The following is an 18,663-nucleotide window of genomic DNA, read 5'->3' on the forward strand; positions in this document are numbered from 1 at the left end:
GGTAATTATATATAAAAATAGTATTATTACAAAAAAATGAGGCTGATATGAAAGAAGAAACATATAGATTATTTGAAACAGCTACAATTGATGAGATCGTCGATACAATTCTTAGAGAGCTGGATACAAGAAATGAATCTCCTTTTTGGAAAGAGAAGGTTGGACCGTTTTCCAATGCGGTCTTATCTGTACTTATCCCTTTAAGAGATAGCGGTATTTTATTTGACCCGCAAGGTGACAAAACAGAGCTCTTAACACCTGAACTGTTTTTAGAGTGGAGTGATTTTGTATCGTTAAAGATGTTAGTTTTTACAATAGCAAAATCAAATGAGGCAAATCAACTACTTAGAACAAAGTTAAGCGAAGAAGATTGTAATAAATATACACCTATAGACCTTGAAGCACTTGGAACTTACTTGAGTAAATATAGTGTGAATTTAGAGAATGAAGCACTTGACTTTCCAATAGCGAACTATAACTTACATCAAGGTGTAAGCAACGTTATAAAATCATTACTATAGTGAGATAGAGTCTAGGGAGTCTTGTAAGACTCCCTTATGCAGTTTGTAAAAAATAAGCTATAATGATTTTAAGAGATACATTATGGAGGCCTATTATGAAACATTCATTACCTGCTTTACCGTATAAATCAGATGCTCTAGAACCTTTTTTATCGGAGCAAACATTACTTTTCCATCATAAAAAACATCATGCAGGATATGTTAATAAACTCAATAGTTTGATCGAGGGTACAGATTACGAAACTATGAGCTTAGAGTATATTATCTCACAGTCCGAGGGTGCTATTTTTAATAATGCAGCACAAATATTCAACCATAACTTTTATTGGAATTGTCTCTCTCCTACAAAGACAACACCATCAGATGCTCTTGCACAAAAGATATCTGAAGTGTTTGGAAGTATGGAAAAGTTTAAAGAAGAGTTTTTAAATGCTGCCGTTGGTAATTTCGGTTCAGGATGGACATGGCTGATCATCGATCAGCATGAACATCTAAAAATTGTAAATACATCCAATGCCAATACACCTATTGCACATTCACAAACACCGCTTTTAACTTGTGATGTCTGGGAACATGCATATTATCTTGATTATAAAAATGAACGTCTAAAATACCTTGAAGGGTTTTGGGAACACATTAACTGGGACAATGTATCAAAAGTATATGCAGACAAAGAACATCTGAATGTGATTGGTCTTGCAGGGATTGTAAATAACGATCCTGATGATCTTATGTCGGATTATTTGGATGAATTGCAACATCAAGAAGAGACTTCTTCTTGAGTTTTTAATAAAATATCAGATATAAAAATCCCCATAATAAAAAGATGAGGAAACTTAATACTGCAAAAGTGATTACTACGCGCAGTGTAAAGTGAAATAAAAACTTGAAAAAGCTTTTCATCTTTTATATGGATATGTTATGAGTTTTAATCCTCTGGTTGCATAATCCATCCCGCCTTGAAGATTGATCACTTTGTAGCCTAATTTTTCAGACATCCAAGGTCCCACTAGCGATGTACGGCTTCCCGTATGACAAATGATTGCAAACGGTTTTGAAGTATCCACTTTTGCATTGAGCTCTTTTAGGAAGTTGTCTATATTATATCCGCCACGCTGATCGAAGAACATAATAGGGATAGCACCTTTTAATAAACCTGTTTCTCTCCATTCAGGCGGAGTTCTGATATCTACGATAGGTGTCTTAGAATCTAGTAGCTCTTGAGTGATATATTGACTTTTATAATCAGCAAATAAAGAGATTGTAAGAAGAGTTAAAGTTAAGAAAATTCTTTTCAATTTTTTTCTCCAAAATAAAATTGTATAATTATAACTACTTAACACAAATAGGATCATAATGGCAGCCTCTAAAAAAGCGATAGACAATGCAAACAGACTACGATATATAAGGGCATTGGAAAGATTTCATAAAAGTATCAACTCATACCTTGCAAACACTGATGATTTATCAAAAGAGAAGTTTGTAAAAAAAGTTGAGAATGGTATGAAACTTTTAAATCGAGTTGAAGAGGTACAACTTTATAAAGGTGAATTGCAAGATCTGCAAACTTTAGTAAAAAAGATAATCGCCTATAAAGAGAGTGATGAAGATATTGAAAAAATTAAAGAAGAGATCACCTATGCTTCAAATCAGCTAGATAAAAGTAAAAATGCCAGACGTTATAAAAAAGACAAGCATTCCCAGTCAAAATATCAAGACTGGGAATAGAGAAAGTTTTTGAGGTTTATCCCTCTACTTGATTTACATCTTTCCCATGTGCTTCAATAATCATACTATCTAGTAGATCAAAGAGTTCGTGAGATGCTTTTTCCATCGTATCAAAGTTTTCAATGATAGTTTGCTCATGTTCTAAGACTACTTGTTCCGGATTTGCCATCTCTACATAGTGAAGATTAACATTCGCTTTATCATGAACTATAGCATGAACAGACTCAGATTTTTTATAAGATGTTGTATAGCTGAATCTGCGTTTTCCTTCATTATTATGCCATTTTCCAAGGTTACATTCATTATGCGATGTAGGATTAAGCGTTTTCTGAAGTGTCATTAAAGAGTTATATGCACGTGCTTTGTAAAGGATGTGATCAATTTTAGCAAGTACAATAAAGATGCTGTTTTCCATATGGTAAGACTGATCAACAATTTTTGCAGAGTTTGAACTGAGTTCAACCAATGTATCTTCAAACTGTTCGATTTTCTCTGTTGAGTCATCTACCGTTACTTTCATCGCTTCAGAACTCTCTTGGATCTCATTCATACCTTGTTGTAAAGATTTGATAGAGACTGAGATTTCACTTGTAGCTTTATGAGTTCTTTCAGCCAGTTTTCTTACTTCGTCCGCAACAACTGCGAATCCACGGCCGTGTTCACCTGCACGAGCAGCTTCAATAGCAGCATTAAGTGCAAGAAGATTCGTTTGATCTGCAATATCCGTAATAAGGTCGATAACCGTAGTGATACTACTTGTTTGAGCAGCTAACTCTTCTATGCTGCCATTGTTAGTAGTTACTTGTTGGTGCAGCGTGTGTAACTCTTCAACTACTGCAGTGATATTGTCGCGTGAATCGTTTGCTAAATTAGACGCGTGTTTCGTTGATGAAGTTACAGCTTTTAAGTTTTCTATATTTGTTTGTAGATTTGTTTGGATAAGACTTAACGACTCTGTAACCTGCGTGCTTTTTACACTCAGTTTAGAGTTAAGTGCATCACGTTTCCCTTTTTGGTGTTGTTCTTTCATAAAGTCAATGCTTTGTGAAACACTGTCAATAGCTAAAATAAACTCACCTTTTAATCCCTCAGAAGAGATAGGTTTTGAAAAATCACCTTTTGATGCGTTTGTAATAGTAATATTGATCTCACTGATAAGTTTCTCAACATGTTCTAGAAGTTCAGCAAGATGGCTTCCCATGATGCCGAGTTCTGTTTTATCATCTGCAGCAATATTGCATTTATGTGAGAAATCACCGTTTGCCGAGTATGTAATTAAATCTGTAAAGTTTTCTATACCCGAAGTGATAGATTTTCTAATGAATGCAGCAGCAATTAAAACAATCAGACCTACAAAAACGCCTGCAATGAATACAAAGTATTTGTAAAAAGATATTTTTGTTTGCATATCTCTTGAATCGTTATTGAGTGCATCTTGTCTTAGTTTTGCAAGCTCTTTGAAATATTTTCTAGATTTTTCTGCATAAGGCGTTAAATTCTTTCTATATTTTTCATATATTTCAGCTTTAGAGTTTTTGATCTCCTCAGGAGTAAGTGAAGAAACCATTTTATATGCGTTGTCTAAAAATAAAAGTGTTGAATCTTTTGCTTTGACAGATAACTCATAAGAACTATCATTTTCCAAAAGTGCATCAAGTGCTTCAAAATCTTTTTTAATGTTATCAATAGTTGTACGTAATTTTTCTAGATCTTTTTCGCGATCACCACCGAGCATTACAGCTCTATCTGTTCTACTAACATAGTTCATGTTCTTTTCTATCTTAAGTGTTAGTAAACCAGCTTGTAAAGAACTTTTATGAAGCTTTTCATAGTCACTGTCTATATCACTCATAGCAAAAAATACAAATGCTGTAGCAGCTAAAATTGCAAATGTCGCTATTGCGATGAGGTAGTTCATTTTTTGTTTAATACTTAAACTTTTGAACATAGTTATTCCACCTTTTTCCGTTTTGTGTTGCTATTCTAACACATAGAGGTGGATTCTTAGATTAAAGCATCTTTAATTTTCAAAAAAAAATCTCTTTTGTGATACAATTAGCAGCATAAAAAATATTAATAAACATTTACTAATTCAAGGTGGAAAAATGAGCTTTGCCGAGTCAGAGATTCAAAAATTTAAAAATTCTAACTGTGCTGAAAACAATGTGTTTTATCAAGCATTGGATGAGGTTATATACTCTATATCTCCATTATTGGAGTCTGATAAAAAGTACGCAGAGCATTCTATTTTAGAACGTTTGGTTGTTCCAGACAGAATCATAAAATTTAAAGTAACGTGGCTGGACGATAAGAACCAAGTTCAAGTAAATACCGGATACCGTGTGCAGTTTAATAACGCTTTAGGACCATATAAAGGAGGTCTTCGTTTTCATCCAACTGTGAATGAAGGGATTTTAAAATTTTTAGGCTTCGAGCAGATCTTAAAAAACTCCTTAACAGGTTTACCGATCGGTGGAGCTAAAGGTGGAAGTGACTTTGATCCAAAAGGGAAAAGTGACTCTGAAATTATGAAATTTTGTAAATCTTTTATGATCGAACTTCACAAATACATAGGACCGCGTATGGATGTTCCTGCAGGGGATATCGGTGTCGGTAGTCGTGAAATAGGGTACCTTTTTGGAGAGTATAAAAAGATAACTTCTACATATGAAGGGGTTCTTACAGGAAAACCTTTCTTTTTCGGAGGTTCTTTAATGCGTCCAGAAGCAACAGGTTACGGTGCCGTTTATTTTACTGAGACTATGTTGGATATGGAGGGGAAAGAGCCGTTAAAAGGTCAGATCTGTACGGTAAGCGGAGCAGGGAATGTTGCTCTGCATGCTATTGAAAAACTTTATCATATCGGTGCACTGCCGGTGAGCTGTTCAGACTCTAGCGGAACTATTTATGATTCAAGAGGAGTTGATTTAGAGCTTTTAAAAGATATTAAGCTTGAAAAACGTCTCTCTTTAGAAAAATATTTAGAAACGCACCCTGAAGCAAAATATATTACTGTTGATGAATACCCAGAAGGTGGCCATGCAGTTTGGGACATCCCTTGTTATGCGGCTTTCCCTTGTGCTACACAAAATGAACTTACGGAAGTTGATGCTAAAAACCTCATAGAAAACGGTTGTATAAGTGTAACCGAAGGTGCAAATATGCCTTCAACTCCTGAAGCTATAGAACTTTTACAATCACATAAACTTTGTTTCGCACCTGCAAAAGCGGCAAATGCCGGTGGAGTAGTTGTAAGTGAATTCGAGATGAGTCAAAACGCTTCAATGAGTAAATGGAGTTTTGAAAAAGTTGATGAGAAGTTAAAATCAACAATGCAGATGATCTGTAAAAGGGTAGCACTAACAGCTAAAGACTACGGCGTTGAAGGAAACTATGTTGACGGAGCTAACATCGCGGGATTTAAAAAAGTTGCTGACGCTATGATCGCAGAGGGTATCTAGGTAAATTTAATGAAAAAAATACTGTTTTTATTTGTAATCATTTTTTCAAGTAGTTTAATCGCTGCATCCTATTCTACATTTATAGATGCACAGCTACAAAACTATTATAAAATGGACGATAACAATATATCTGAAGAAGAGATTCAACAGATATTGCAAGATGAAAATAGGCTTTATAATAATGCTTTAACAACGTTATTGGTTGATAGAAATAAGTATATAAAAGAGTTCGCAAAATATGAGCAAAAGATCTTTTCATTACAAAAAATTATTGCAATTAACAAGCGTGCGGGGAATAGTACAGCCGTACTTAGAGATGAGGTGCAATTAAAATCATATCAGATCTTACGTAGCCAAGGAAAAATGTTAAAAGATATTCTTTTCGCTTTGGATAAACCGAGCCTTGAGATGTTTGAAAATCAGTTGACTACACTGGTTAATCAAAATCAAGCAGAGATTTTGAAAATAGATGATACTAACTATAAAGAGTACTTTTCTTGGCCAGCAGATTCAAAGGTTGTAGTCGATCTTCAGGCAAATGTGAAAGAGTACTATGCACTTTTAGAGTTAAACAGAGATATTATAGTTTATCTTTACCGTCTTAAAGATAAGATGTATGGACTCAATAAGTATGAAAAATACCATTTAATTCAAGTAGTCTATACTTTAGATTCTTTAGAATTTTTTCAACCTTTCAACAATCTGCTTGAAAAATACGGTTTAGATGTTACTAAACTATTAATGATGATTATGTTAAGTGTCATTGTTTATATCTTACGAAAAATTGCTTTATTTGCGTTGCGAAATATTATGTCGCAAATTGCGTATTTAAAGGAGTACTCTGAACGTATCGTTGTAAAGCTGATTAAACCGATTGATAGTTTATTTATTATTATCAATATAAATTTACTGATATACCTTTACAATAATTTTAGTTCGATAGACCCTTTAACAAGAGGGTTCAATATAATCTATGGTTTTTATGCAACCTATATTCTTTACATTATTGTAAACAGAGTAGCAACAATTAAACTCCGTTCCATAGATACGACAAGTAAAAACATCAAAAAAGACATCATAAACGTCAGTATTAAAATTATTAACTTTGTAATTTTAATTATTGGTATATTGCTGGCACTTTATTTTGCGGGAGTAGATTTAACAACTGTACTTTCAGGTTTAGGTATCGGTGGATTTGCTCTTGCATTTGCAGCCAAAGATACAATATCTAACTTTTTTGGAACGGTATCTATCCTTTTTTCTGATGTGTTCTCACAAGGGGATTGGATTGCTATAGATGACAAAGAGGGTGTCGTTGTTGAGATCGGGCTTAGGGTAACTACGATCAGAACATTTGACAATGCCCTTATCGCCATACCAAACGGTACATTTGCTTCAAAAGATGTCAAGAACTGGAACAAACGTAAAGTTGGTAGAAGAATCAAGATGAACATTGGGGTGAAGTATAGTTCAAAATCGGATGATATTAAAAGAGCAGTTGCACAGATCAAAGAGATGTTACTGGCACATCCGGATATCGCTACGCCAAATACAAAGTATGAGTATAAAAAAGAGGAGATGACTAAGCTTGTTTCCAAAGATGATTTAGAAGGGGTGAAAACAAATTTACTTGTCTATCTAGACCAGTTCTCATCTTCAAGTATCGATATCTTAATATATTGTTTTTCGAAGTCTGTAATGTGGGAAGACTGGTTAAAAACAAAAGAGGATGTGATGCATAAAATAATGAAGATACTTGAGGAGAATTCCTTAGAATTTGCGTTCCCGTCGCTCTCTGTGTATCAAGAAAAATAAATAATCTTTATTTTAGTATTTTATGATAAAATCTCCAATTCGAAAATTTATTAGCTAAAGAGAATTTATGGAAGAAACACAAGCAAGAATAAATATTTATGCTTTATTATCACGTATATTACTACAAGAATTAGATCTTGAGACTCTTAACATCATCAAAAATGATGAAAATATTTTAGAGTTTTTCCCGGTTTTAAAAGAGTGGGAACCATTCTATACTATGGATGAAAAAACGCTTCTGGATGAGCATATTAATCCTGATTTTGTAAACCTGTCTATTTTACACTTGATCCCTTATGAGACGTTTTACACACGCGAAGATCAAATGATAGAAACTGGCGGTGCAAACCCGGTTACTGATATCTACAGTGCATATGATTTTATGGTTGACTATGAAGCTGCACGTACGGTTTCATCTGACCATATCGGTGTAGAGTTAGAGTTTATGCATCACCTTGCAAAAGCGGAATTAAAAGCGATTGAAGAGGGTGATGAAGAAGCTGTAGCGGAACTTAGACGCGTACAACACGACTTTTTAAATAAACATCTTATTAAATGGGCACCACTGTACTTGATCAACATGAAATATGAATCAAGAACACCGCTTTACTACGAAGCTGCAGATATGGCTTTAGAGTTTATCTTAAGTGATAACGAATATCTTACAAAAGAGACGCACGCATAGTATGATTAACTTAAATGCAGGTTTATGTGTTCGCTCGCTTAGTATAGATAGTGAGTGTAATAGATGTGAAGTGGTATGTCCGACAAATGCTATAGTTATTCAGCAAGGCAAAACACTTCCTGCAATCAATTTTTCTGAGTGTGTAACTTGTGGAGCCTGCGGGGCAGTTTGTCCAAGTGAAGCACTTACTATGGATGAGTTTTCCCCTACAGATTTTTTCTTTGATTTTGTACAGGAAAAGGATCCTCTTATATCATGTCGTAAAAATGTTCCTTGTATAGCAGCACTGAGCGTTGAGCATATTATTTCACTTGCAGTACTTAAAAAAGAGCTTGTGTTTGATATGGGACATTGTGGTGAGTGTGAAATAGCCTCTACATGTAAAGCTCAGATAGAAGCAAATTTTGAAGAAGCTACATACATCTTAGAAGCGATGGAGAATGATGCTGTTATCTCTATGGAAGATATTAAGTATGAAAACTCTGAAGAAACTATGGCTGATCGTAGAGAGTTTTTAAACTCGTTAAATCTTAAAACTGTTGCAAAAGCAAGAAAATCTTTTGAAGATGAGGTGCAAAAAGCAACTGATGAACTAGTAGAACATAATCTACAAAAAACAGATATTGCACTTTTAAAGAAAAAGATTATTCCGGAAAGAAGAAAGATTTTTTTTACTGCAATCAAAAGAGCGCCAAAACCTTCACAGTTTCATGTAATTGATGCTACAGAGGTAAGTTTTACTTCACAAAAGTTGATGGATGAAGAGGCTTGTACAGCATGTCAAATGTGTTATAGGGTTTGTCCAACAGGAGCACTGAGCTCTGATGTAAAAAATTCTAAGATAGACTTTGACCCATTTTTATGTATTAAGTGTCATATATGTCATGATGTATGTGCCCCTGATGCAATAACACTTTCAAGCTCTTATAAAGTAAAAGAGTTTTTTGAACCTGAAGTGGTAAACCTTATCGGTTTTAATGTAAAAAGATGTAATGAATGTAATGTGATCTTTAGTACGACAGGTGATGAAAAACTGTGTTACAGATGTAAATGTGAAGATGAAGAAGCCCGAGAACTATGGGGAATTACGGAGAAATATTAGAACTATGATGAATAATGATAATAAAATATCTAACCAAACAAAACTCTTTGGTTATATCGGTGAACATGCAGGGGTAAGTAGATTTTCTGCAATCATCAACAAAATGTTTAAAGAGAACAACGATGATGTGATGATGATCCCTATGAATATTCGCGAAGATGATCTTTATTTTACTGTGAGCAACATGAAACAGTCTCACGTAAACGGTGCAGTGATCTCAAGCGAATATGTTACAGATGTAGTGGAGATCGTCGATGATGCATCCTCACTTGTGAAGCGTAGCGGGATGTGTGATATCATCTATCGTGAAGATCAAACACTTAGAGGGGATATTTTCTCTATTCGTGTTTTAACAGAACATCTTAAAGACCTCTATGCTTCGAAAATTGCGATCATCGGTACGAACCATTATGCAAAAGCATTTTCATTCTTAGCATGTGGATTTAACGTGAGCTATTTTAACGATAGTCTTGAAGAGCTTTTAGCTTTTACACAAGAAGTTGAGATAAGCGATGCCGATATCAATAGAATAGCATCTGATTTAAAAGTAGATTTTTCAGAGTTTGATGCAGTGTTGGATTTTTCAAGTATGAATGATCTTTCAATGATCGAAAAACTTGGAAAATATAATCTTGATATGAAAAATACAAAACAGTTCTCAGCACTTAAAAAACGTGCAGATGAACTAAATGCATCATATACAAGTTATGATGACTTATTAGAAAAATTAACAAAAAAAGCGTATAGTTTAATTAAGTAAAGGAAAAAATATGAATCATGAAGATTTAGCTGATTTAAGAGCAGAGTTCGATAAATTTGTACAAGAGAAGTGTTCACTTGAACCTGAACAAAATGGTGCTCAAAATCCGGATATCGGGGATAAAGAGGATGAAGAGCCTGTTCCACAGTTTGTTGATGCATTAACTGAAAAACTGTTAGCACCGGCAATTAGCGGTGTATATCTTTCACGTTTAGATATTAAAAGAATTGCAGAAGGGATCGATGAATCACTTCCTATCAAAGAGCGTTTAAAAATGGTAAGAGCTCTTTTTAGACATACTACATCAAAAGATTATTTAAGAACGGCATTTGATGAAATTAACAAACATATCAACGGACGTGTGTTAATTTATAATCAACTTGCAGAAGCATTTCCTGCATCTAAAACTGTTTTCGAAGAAAACATTGTTAAAGCGGAAAAAACAAAAAAGATGTTTGAGCAAATTATAGAAGATTTTGAAGAGATCGAACCTACTGACGATCCAATGTTTATTTAAAAGGAAAATAGCAACGTAACTTCTGCGTTGCGTGGAAATGTAACTCTCTTTTTTAGAAGAGAGTTTCCAGTTGTAACCAACCTTGCCAAAGTAGGGCAGAAGTGATTCCTGCTGCAAATCCTGCGATGATATCATCACCCATTACACCAATACCACCTTTTGCTTCTCTGTCAATTTTACCTATAATAGAAGGCTTTGTAATATCGAAATATCTAAAAAGTACAAAAGAGAGTAATGACTGGATTAAAAAACCGTTTTCAATATTCATCACTTCGGGCATAGCTACACTCATAGCCGGTGCAACTGAGAGTGCAAACCACATACCTGCAAGTTCATCGATTACAATTTTTTGATTGTCATGGATACCTGATTTCTCTTCATAACTGTTGATAGCTTTGATCGCTATAACAGAGATAAGAAGTGTCGCTAAAAAGAGTGTACTCGCTCCAAAATAGATAAGTATGAGCATACCTAAAGGGAGTGATACTAACGTACCGACAGTCCCGGGTGCTTTAGGAGAAAGTCCACTGTAACCTAAGGTTAAAAAAAACCAATTCATTAAATTCCTTATGTAAGTGAAGTTGTTTGATAAAGTTTCATCAACTCAAGATAAAAATCTTTTTCCGTATGCTCTTCAAGCAGTCCCGTAACAGGGAAAGTATCGTAGTAAAGCTTTTCAAGATTTTTAAATCGGTTGACAAATAGTTTCGATAAGATAAACGAAGATATCTCTTTTCTAATAAGTACTGCAGGCGGAAGCAGTCCATACTCAAGTATCTCTAGAATAGAATCTGCATGATATGAGATTTGATGGTGTTGCCCGTGTGGACAAGTGTTTTTACTTACAAGTGTACGACACTGGTCACAGTAAACATATTCACTTGCAACGGTAATATCTATCTCTATCCCCATCACTCTGTCTACAATAGATTTGTTTGAGTTACAATCATAAAACATTCCAAGACCTGCATGGTTACGTCCAATTGTTAATCTATTACATCCGTAATTTTTTGCAACTATGGCATCAATGATGATCTCATTGTAGCCTGCAAAAATATAACTGTTTTCCAATGGTACGATAATCACTTTACTTTTTGGAAGATAGTTGTTTATAAAGTATTCCAGTGATTCTTTTCTGATGTCGAAACTAAGATTTGCATTATCGTAAGGTTTCAGCAAGAATATTACTAACAGATCTGTATTCTCTAACGTCTGACGAATCAGTTTTTCATGTGCACGGTGTAGAGGATTAGCCCCCATCACAAGAGAAGTGACATGTTTAGCTCCGAGTAACTCTTTTGCTTTTTTGATCGCTTCTTTAGATTCGTTCTCTTTCTGCTCAATAAGCTCATACTCACCGCAAATAGCATATTTTCCAAGACGTTTTAGAGTTGCCATAACACCGGGATGGGTATGATCATCTGTCCCATAGATATGTTTTACACGATCTTTTGGATCGATTGAGAATATCTCATCAATAACCATTGTCGCATATTCTATACCGTCACAAAGAATTAAGACCTCTTCACCTTTTTTTAGTGACTTGATCACCTCTTCATTCTTTTTCCCTGATGGAGCTAAAATAAACGGGAAAGGAAAAGTTTTACCATCAATAAGTCCTGTACGTAGAACCTCTTTAGACTCAGCTTCGTTCATAAGTTTTGTAACCGGTAATAACAGTCCGTCTTTTACAAGTTCTAATGCAGAAGCAGCCTCTTTATCTATATATAGGGTTTTATTTTTTCTTGATGATGTCATATTTCTTACGTTTCTCCCATAAGCTTTTACGACTGATACCTAGCTTTTTCGAGAGTTCAGTGTCAGGATACTTATCTTGATAATTTAATACTATATATTTTACATAGTCTTCAATTGGGAGTATTTCATTTTTATCAAATACATTACTCTCACTTTTTATCTCAACAACCCTGTGCTCAACTTCATCAATTTTATCCGTTGAAGATATAATTGCTTTTTTATCTGCTATCAGTTCACAAAAAGTTTTTTTATCGGTTTTTTTCAAAGCCTGATAATCTATAAGATAAATTATACTGTTTTGTGGGAGGTTTTCGATCTCTGTTAACGCTTTTGGATCACTAAGTGTTACGAAATGTATAGGTAGGTTCTGTACTCTGGCATATTCAAATGCAAAAGCATCTGCATATTTTTGAAAATTTGAAGAGATAAAAAGTGGAAGTTCAACATTTTCTAAAGAGATCTCATTTTTAGCATTTGCAAATGTATAATCTAGATACTTCTCATACGCTAAATTACGTTTTTTTAGTCTTTCATAGTCTTGATAATGATCTATCTTTCTTACAAGTTCTTCGATCATAAACGGTTTTAATATGTAGTCTTTTGCTCCGGCACTTAACGGTTTTGAAACAGTGTCATTACTAATGTAAGAAACCATTAAAATAACAATAGAGTTTTTAAATGTCTCTATAACAGGATTGAAATCTTGACCATTTATATTGGTAGATAAAAGTACCACGTCGTAGTTGTTGCCACGAATCGCATCTTTTGTTGATGTACACATCTCACATACATGTCCAAGTTCACCTAGCTTTGTTGCTATACTTTGTGCTAAATATACTTCGTTTTCTATAATTAATATCTTCACTTTATATCTTCCAATTAAAATATTTTAAATTTGCATTTGACCAAACACCAACACCTTCAGCTCTTCCTATAAATCCGAGCTTTTCAGTAGTTGTTGCTTTTATATTGATCTTAGATTTTTCAATCTGCATAACAGATGAAAGAGTTTCTCTCATCTTATCTTTGTACGAACCTATGCGTGGCTTTTGTGCCGCAATAGTGAGATCAACATTGACTATTACATAGCCAAAGTTATTTATTTTTGAGACAACTCTTTTGAGTAACTCTTTTGAGTCTATCCCTTTGTATTGATCGTCATTATCAGGAAACATCATACCTATATCACCCATTCCGGCAGCACCGAGCAGGGCATCTATAAGGGAATGTATCGCTACATCTCCGTCACTATGTGCCTTAAATCCAAAATCAGAGTCAATCTTCACTCCGCCAAGCCACATTTCACCTTTAGTATCAAAAGCATGAACATCAAATCCATTTCCACTTAAAATATCATTTGACGGTGCATCTAGACACGGTATCTTATTCAGATCTTCAATGTAGGTGATCTTATGTGCTTGTTCATCACCTAAAATAAATTTTCTTGAACCACCATGTGCAACGATAGCACTACTTTCATCAGTAAACTCTTTGTCTGTTTCAAGAGCACTTTGTAAAACTTCTGTTTTTGAGAGTTGCGGTGTCTGCAGACGTTTGACTTTGTCTCTATCTATAGTAGTATCATCATACACTATAGTATCTGTTGCTTTGAGGTAAGGAACAACGCAGTCGGCATCGGCATGATTATCTATAATTTTGTTTAAAAGTTCTTCGCTTACACATGCTCTGGCAATATCACTTACTAAAACATATTCACTCTGAACATGAGATAACGCATTTTTGAGCGATTGTTGTCTTGTTGTTCCACCTGTTACAAAATGGTATGAAGCATAGTTTTTCATAAAATTGATATCATCATCTGAAGCAACAATAATAATCTTTGAAAATTTTTGTGTCTTTTCAAAGTTTTTCGCAACATAGTACCATAACGGTTTATCTTCAATACGTAACCATTGCTTTTTAACCTCCATCTCAAATCTAGTGGAGTTTCCAGCAGCAAGTAATACAAGTGTCAAGTTAGACAAAAAGTCTCCTGATGTTTAAAAGTGTTACGAAATTATACAGATCAAAAACTTTTTAAATCTTAAACTAGAAGATTATTCGATGGTTTTTACATTTTTTTTTAGGTTAAATTAACTTTATTTGACTATATTTCCACTATATAATATATATTTTAGGAGAAGCTATGAGATCTTCATGGGTAAAAGAGCGTGAGAACGATCCTGTTAGAACACAGATGTATTACGCTAAAAAAGGCATCATTACACAAGAGATGGAATATGTCGCAAAAATCGAAGACTTGTCTCCTGAACTAGTTCGTAGTGAGATAGCTCGTGGAAGACTTATTATCCCAGCTAATGTGAATCACACTGCACTAGAACCGATGGCTATCGGTCTTGCAGCTAAATGTAAGATTAATGCAAACATCGGTTCATCTGCAATAGCATCAGATGTTCAGGGTGAGATAGAAAAAGTTCAAGTATCACAGCACTATAAAGCAGATACGGCAATGGACCTCTCAACTGGCGGAGATCTTGATGAGATCAGAAAAGCGGTTATCGAAAACTCTAAGATACCTATAGGTACGGTACCAATTTATCAAATTTTACACGATGTAAATAATAAGATTGAAGACCTTTCAATTGAAGTTATGCTTGAAGTATTAGAGCGTCAAGCTAAGCAGGGTGTATCTTACTTTACTATTCATGCAGGTTTCTTACTTGAAACTATGCCGAAAGTTGCTAAGCGTAAGATGGGTATCGTATCTCGCGGTGGTTCATTAATGGCTGCTTGGATGATGCATTACCATAGAGAAAATCCTTTCTATACGGCATTTGACGATATCTTAGATATCTGTGCAAAATATGACGTGTCTTTATCATTAGGTGATTCACTTCGTCCGGGTTGTTTAGCAGATGCTTCTGATGATGCACAACTTGGTGAGCTAAAAGTACTAGGTGAATTAACACTTCGTGCTTGGGAGAAAAATGTTCAAGTTATGATCGAGGGTCCTGGTCACGTTCCGTTGAATCAGATTGAGCGTAATATGAAGATTCAAAGAGAGCTTTGTCATGAGGCACCTTTTTATATTCTTGGACCTTTAGTTACTGATATCGCTGCGGGATATGATCATATCTCTTCTGCAATCGGTGCAGCTGTTGGTGGATGGCATGGAGCTTCAATGCTTTGTTACGTTACGCCAAAAGAGCACTTAGGTCTTCCAAATGCTGATGATGTTCGTGAAGGTATCATCGCTTATAAAATTGCAGCTCACGCTGCTGACATTGCTCGTGGACGTAAAGGCGCGAGAGATGTTGATGATGAGATGAGTGATGCACGTTATACATTCGACTGGGAAAAACAGTTTGAATTAGCACTTGATAGTGAACGTGCTCGTGAGTACCATGATGAGACTCTTCCTCAAGATGTATTTAAAGAAGCAGAATTCTGTTCTATGTGTGGACCGAAATTCTGTTCATATAAAATTACACAAGATATTATGGATAATCCTGAAGCGATCGCAAAAATCGCTGAAGAAGCAAAGTTAGCGGAAGCTCACTAAAATTTTAGAAAAGGAAATAAAATTATTATGACTGAAGAAATTGTAAAATCAGCACTTTCAAAAGTTATGTATCCGGGTTTTACTAAGGATATCGTAACTTTTGGATTTGTAAAAGATATCGTAATTAGCGGAACTGATGTTAGCTGTACTGTTGACATCACTTCATCAGCTCCTGAAGTAGCACAGCAAATCACTGACGAAGCTACTACTGAGTTAAAAAGAGCGGGAGCTGCAAATGTAAACGTAAACATTAAAGCACCTGTAATGCCGAGAGAATCTTCTTCTCGTGGTAAAAACATCGCTCCACAAGTGAAAAACTTCCTAATGGTAAGTTCTGGTAAAGGTGGTGTTGGGAAATCAACAACATCTGTAAATGTTGCTGTTTCACTTGCTAAGATGGGTAAAAAAGTTGGTCTTTTAGATGCAGATATCTATGGTCCAAACGTTCCTCGTATGCTTGGTGTATCTGATGTAAAACCTGAAGTGAACGGAAATAAAGTACTTCCTATTAAAGCATACGGTATCGAGATGATGTCTATGGGTTCACTTATGGAAGAGGGACAATCTTTAATCTGGCGTGGTGCTATGATCATGAAAGCGATCGAGCAGTTCTTACGTGACATTTTATGGTCAGAGTTAGATGTATTAGTTATCGATATGCCACCGGGAACTGGTGACGCTCAGCTTACTTTAGCGCAAAGTGTACCTGTAACTGCCGGTTTAACAGTTACAACTCCACAAAGCGTATCTTTAGATGATTCTCGCCGTTCATTAGATATGTTCAAAAAACTGAACATTCCTATTGCAGGTGTTATTGAAAACATGAGTGGATTCATCGCTCCGGATACTGGTGTAGAATACGATATTTTCGGTAAAGGTACATCTGAGCCAATGGCAAAAGAGTTCGATACTGAAATCATCTCTGAGATCCCTATTGAACCAGCTATTAGAACTGGTGGTGACGAAGGGAAACCTGTAAGTTTTGTAGCACCTGAGAGTGAAAGTGCAAAACGTTATATGAAAGCTGCTGAGTCTATCTGGGCTTTCATTGAAGATATCAATGCAAAAGGTGGTGTTGATAACGCTGCCGTTCAACCAACTACGCCTCCAGGTGTAAGTGCATGTTCAACAGGTGGAGCTTCGTCAGCTGCCCCACAACAATCTAGCGGCGGAAGCTGCGGAACAGGATGTGGTTGTCACTAAGGTGACACCCCGTTCTCCACTTTTTACTTTTCCTCTCTTTTACAAACAAATCTTATTTAACAAACTATAATTAACATTAATGTAACAAATAACATATACAATAACAGCTTCAGGGTAAAAGGGATTACTTTTTTCTACTACGCCAAAAAAAGAAAGAAAAAAGTAGTTATACAGTACACGCAAACAAAAACAACTTCTTGCTACGACCTCCTTTTATCCTAATTTTATATTAAGGAGCAGTTGTGGATACAATAGGACAATTTCCATTGTTTTATTTTCCGGAGTATGGAAGTGCTTGGATGATGGGTATTACAGGTACTATACACATTTTAGCGTCACATACTTCTGTCGGTGCGGCAATGTTATTTGCCTTTTTAGCTTATAAAGGGTACAAGGAAAATACTACAGAGTATTTACCGTATATGAAAAAATACGGGATGTTTTTACTTATCTTCTCATATGTTATAGGTTCTATCACAGGGCCGGGGATTTGGTATACGGCAACAGCCGCGAGTCCAAGAGGAATTAGTGCACTTATACATAACTTCGTATGGGTATGGGCAACAGAATGGGTGTTTTTTGTTTATGAGGTTATAGGTGTTTTTGCCGTTGTATATTTTATTAATAAAGTAGATATACGTACACATCTAAAACTGACATATACATTTGCACTTGCTTCGGTTGGAACACTTGCCTTAATCATCGGTATTATCAGTTTTATGATGTGGCCTGGTAATGAAGCATTTTACTTAAGCGGAAGTGCTAGTGACGGTTTCTTTGGAATAAATACATTCCCGCATATGTTTTTAAGAATCGGTTTTATGATTATGATGTCTGGTGTTATTGGTCTTGTGATTGCAAGTGCTATGAAAAAAGAGAACTTAGAACTTTCACGCGAGTTGACTAAAAAAATGGGCTATGTAAGTTTACTTGGTGGTTTTGTTACGATGTTCTTTTTTATGTGGTATATGGGAACTTTACCGGAAAATGCTCATGCAGTATTTAATGTTTCAAAAGAGAGTATTCTTCAAAGTAGAATTATACTTACAATAGTCTTTTCACTCTACTTTATACTGGCTATTGCCAAACCAAACTTTATCAATCCTATTTTTGCTTCAACAATGATTGTAGTAATTTTAATCGCAGGACTTTGGCCAGGTGAGAAATTACGTGAATCAATGAGAAAACCTTACGTTGCAGGTCAATATATGTACTCAAACCAGATTGTAAGCCGTGATGTTCCAGGAAAAGGGATCAAAAGTGAGTTACCTGTTATTGCTGAAAAAGGATTATTACAAGTAAATCCTTTTATTCCTGATAACTTAAGAGTGATCACTGCTGAGAATAAACTTGAAGCCGGAAAACTTTTAGCAAAACTATCCTGCTCAAACTGTCATTCATTAGAAAAAACAGGGGTATATAGACCGTTAAAAGATAGATTAACCGGTATGGATAAAGATGGAATAAAATCTATCCTTTATGCAATAGGTGCAGGCGGAATCTCTTATATGCCGAAACTTCAATTGCCAGAACATGAATACGATGCGATTGCAGAGTATCTTGCATCACAACACTACTAAGAAGGAGGAT

Annotated in this window: 18 protein-coding genes; 12 read left to right on the forward strand and 6 right to left on the reverse strand. The window is 35.2% G+C overall.

All coding sequences use genetic code 11. The features are described from left to right. Positions 1–47: 47 nt before the first annotated feature. Positions 48–521: a hypothetical protein gene (locus QWY88_RS00130; RefSeq protein WP_304542785.1), complete on the forward strand. Its 474-nt coding sequence runs from the start codon at positions 48–50 to the stop codon at positions 519–521. 95 nt (positions 522–616) lie between these two features. Then, on the forward strand, positions 617–1,303 hold the full coding sequence (locus tag QWY88_RS00135; protein WP_304542787.1) for a superoxide dismutase: 687 nt from the start codon (positions 617–619) through the stop codon (positions 1,301–1,303). A gap of 117 nt (positions 1,304–1,420) precedes the next feature. Here QWY88_RS00135 and QWY88_RS00140 read toward each other — a convergent pair whose 3' ends face one another. Beyond that, positions 1,421–1,819, reverse strand: coding sequence for a rhodanese-like domain-containing protein (locus QWY88_RS00140; RefSeq protein ID WP_304542789.1), 399 nt, complete (start codon positions 1,817–1,819; stop codon positions 1,421–1,423). 58 nt (positions 1,820–1,877) lie between these two features. On the opposite strand from QWY88_RS00140, the gene QWY88_RS00145 reads away from it, so the two are divergent. Further along, positions 1,878–2,249, forward strand: coding sequence for a hypothetical protein (locus QWY88_RS00145; protein ID WP_304542791.1), 372 nt, complete (start codon positions 1,878–1,880; stop codon positions 2,247–2,249). Positions 2,250–2,265: 16 nt separating this feature from the next. On the opposite strand, the gene QWY88_RS00150 is transcribed toward QWY88_RS00145, so the two are convergent. Then, on the reverse strand, positions 2,266–4,197 hold the full coding sequence (locus QWY88_RS00150; RefSeq protein ID WP_304542793.1) for a methyl-accepting chemotaxis protein: 1,932 nt from the start codon (positions 4,195–4,197) through the stop codon (positions 2,266–2,268). Positions 4,198–4,354: 157 nt separating this feature from the next. On the opposite strand from QWY88_RS00150, the gene gdhA reads away from it, so the two are divergent. The 6 genes from gdhA (at position 4,355) to QWY88_RS00180 (ending at position 10,589) form a co-directional block, all read left to right on the forward strand. Further along, a complete protein-coding gene (gene gdhA, locus QWY88_RS00155; protein ID WP_304542794.1) occupies positions 4,355–5,710 on the forward strand; it encodes an NADP-specific glutamate dehydrogenase in 1,356 nt (451 codons plus the stop codon). Positions 5,711–5,719: 9 nt separating this feature from the next. Then, the gene (locus QWY88_RS00160; protein ID WP_304542796.1) at positions 5,720–7,525 is read left to right on the forward strand and encodes a mechanosensitive ion channel family protein; all 1,806 of its coding nucleotides are present in this window, start codon (positions 5,720–5,722) and stop codon (positions 7,523–7,525) included. A 67-nt stretch (positions 7,526–7,592) separates the two neighbouring features. Beyond that, positions 7,593–8,210: a TorD/DmsD family molecular chaperone gene (locus tag QWY88_RS00165; protein ID WP_304542798.1), complete on the forward strand. Its 618-nt coding sequence runs from the start codon at positions 7,593–7,595 to the stop codon at positions 8,208–8,210. Between the two features lies 1 nt (position 8,211). Next, entirely contained in the window at positions 8,212–9,312 is a 1,101-nt protein-coding gene (locus tag QWY88_RS00170) for a 4Fe-4S dicluster domain-containing protein (RefSeq protein ID WP_304542800.1), read from the forward strand. 4 nt (positions 9,313–9,316) lie between these two features. Next, positions 9,317–10,072, forward strand: a complete 756-nt coding sequence (locus QWY88_RS00175) for a hypothetical protein (protein WP_304542802.1) — start codon at positions 9,317–9,319, stop codon at positions 10,070–10,072. A 10-nt stretch (positions 10,073–10,082) separates the two neighbouring features. Further along, entirely contained in the window at positions 10,083–10,589 is a 507-nt protein-coding gene (locus QWY88_RS00180) for a hypothetical protein (protein WP_304542804.1), read from the forward strand. 52 nt (positions 10,590–10,641) lie between these two features. Here the strand turns inward: QWY88_RS00180 and QWY88_RS00185 are convergent, their stop codons facing one another. From QWY88_RS00185 to QWY88_RS00200, 4 genes are read right to left on the reverse strand one after another with little or no spacing between them, the layout of a single operon-like run. Beyond that, a complete protein-coding gene (locus QWY88_RS00185; protein WP_304542806.1) occupies positions 10,642–11,148 on the reverse strand; it encodes a phosphatidylglycerophosphatase A family protein in 507 nt (168 codons plus the stop codon). Between the two features lie 8 nt (positions 11,149–11,156). Next, positions 11,157–12,347, reverse strand: a complete 1,191-nt coding sequence (locus QWY88_RS00190; RefSeq protein WP_304542808.1) for a sulfate adenylyltransferase — start codon at positions 12,345–12,347, stop codon at positions 11,157–11,159. After that, entirely contained in the window at positions 12,325–13,212 is an 888-nt protein-coding gene (locus QWY88_RS00195) for a response regulator (protein ID WP_304542811.1), read from the reverse strand. The genes QWY88_RS00190 and QWY88_RS00195 overlap by 23 nt, the downstream gene beginning before the upstream one ends. A gap of 1 nt (position 13,213) precedes the next feature. Further along, a complete protein-coding gene (locus QWY88_RS00200) occupies positions 13,214–14,332 on the reverse strand; it encodes a bifunctional 2-C-methyl-D-erythritol 4-phosphate cytidylyltransferase/2-C-methyl-D-erythritol 2,4-cyclodiphosphate synthase (protein ID WP_304542813.1) in 1,119 nt (372 codons plus the stop codon). Positions 14,333–14,493: 161 nt separating this feature from the next. On the opposite strand from QWY88_RS00200, the gene thiC reads away from it, so the two are divergent. The 3 genes from thiC to QWY88_RS00215 all read left to right on the forward strand — a co-directional run bounded on the left by thiC (position 14,494) and on the right by QWY88_RS00215 (position 18,653). After that, positions 14,494–15,870, forward strand: coding sequence for a phosphomethylpyrimidine synthase ThiC (gene thiC / locus QWY88_RS00205; RefSeq protein ID WP_304542815.1), 1,377 nt, complete (start codon positions 14,494–14,496; stop codon positions 15,868–15,870). 27 nt (positions 15,871–15,897) lie between these two features. Beyond that, positions 15,898–17,073: an Mrp/NBP35 family ATP-binding protein gene (locus QWY88_RS00210; protein ID WP_304542817.1), complete on the forward strand. Its 1,176-nt coding sequence runs from the start codon at positions 15,898–15,900 to the stop codon at positions 17,071–17,073. A gap of 242 nt (positions 17,074–17,315) precedes the next feature. Beyond that, positions 17,316–18,653, forward strand: coding sequence for a c-type cytochrome (locus QWY88_RS00215; RefSeq protein WP_304542819.1), 1,338 nt, complete (start codon positions 17,316–17,318; stop codon positions 18,651–18,653). The last annotated feature ends 10 nt before the right edge of the window (positions 18,654–18,663 follow it).

This window comes from Sulfurimonas sp. hsl 1-7, assembly GCF_030577135.1.
In the GTDB taxonomy this organism is placed as follows: Bacteria; Campylobacterota; Campylobacteria; order Campylobacterales; family Sulfurimonadaceae; genus Sulfurimonas; species Sulfurimonas microaerophilus.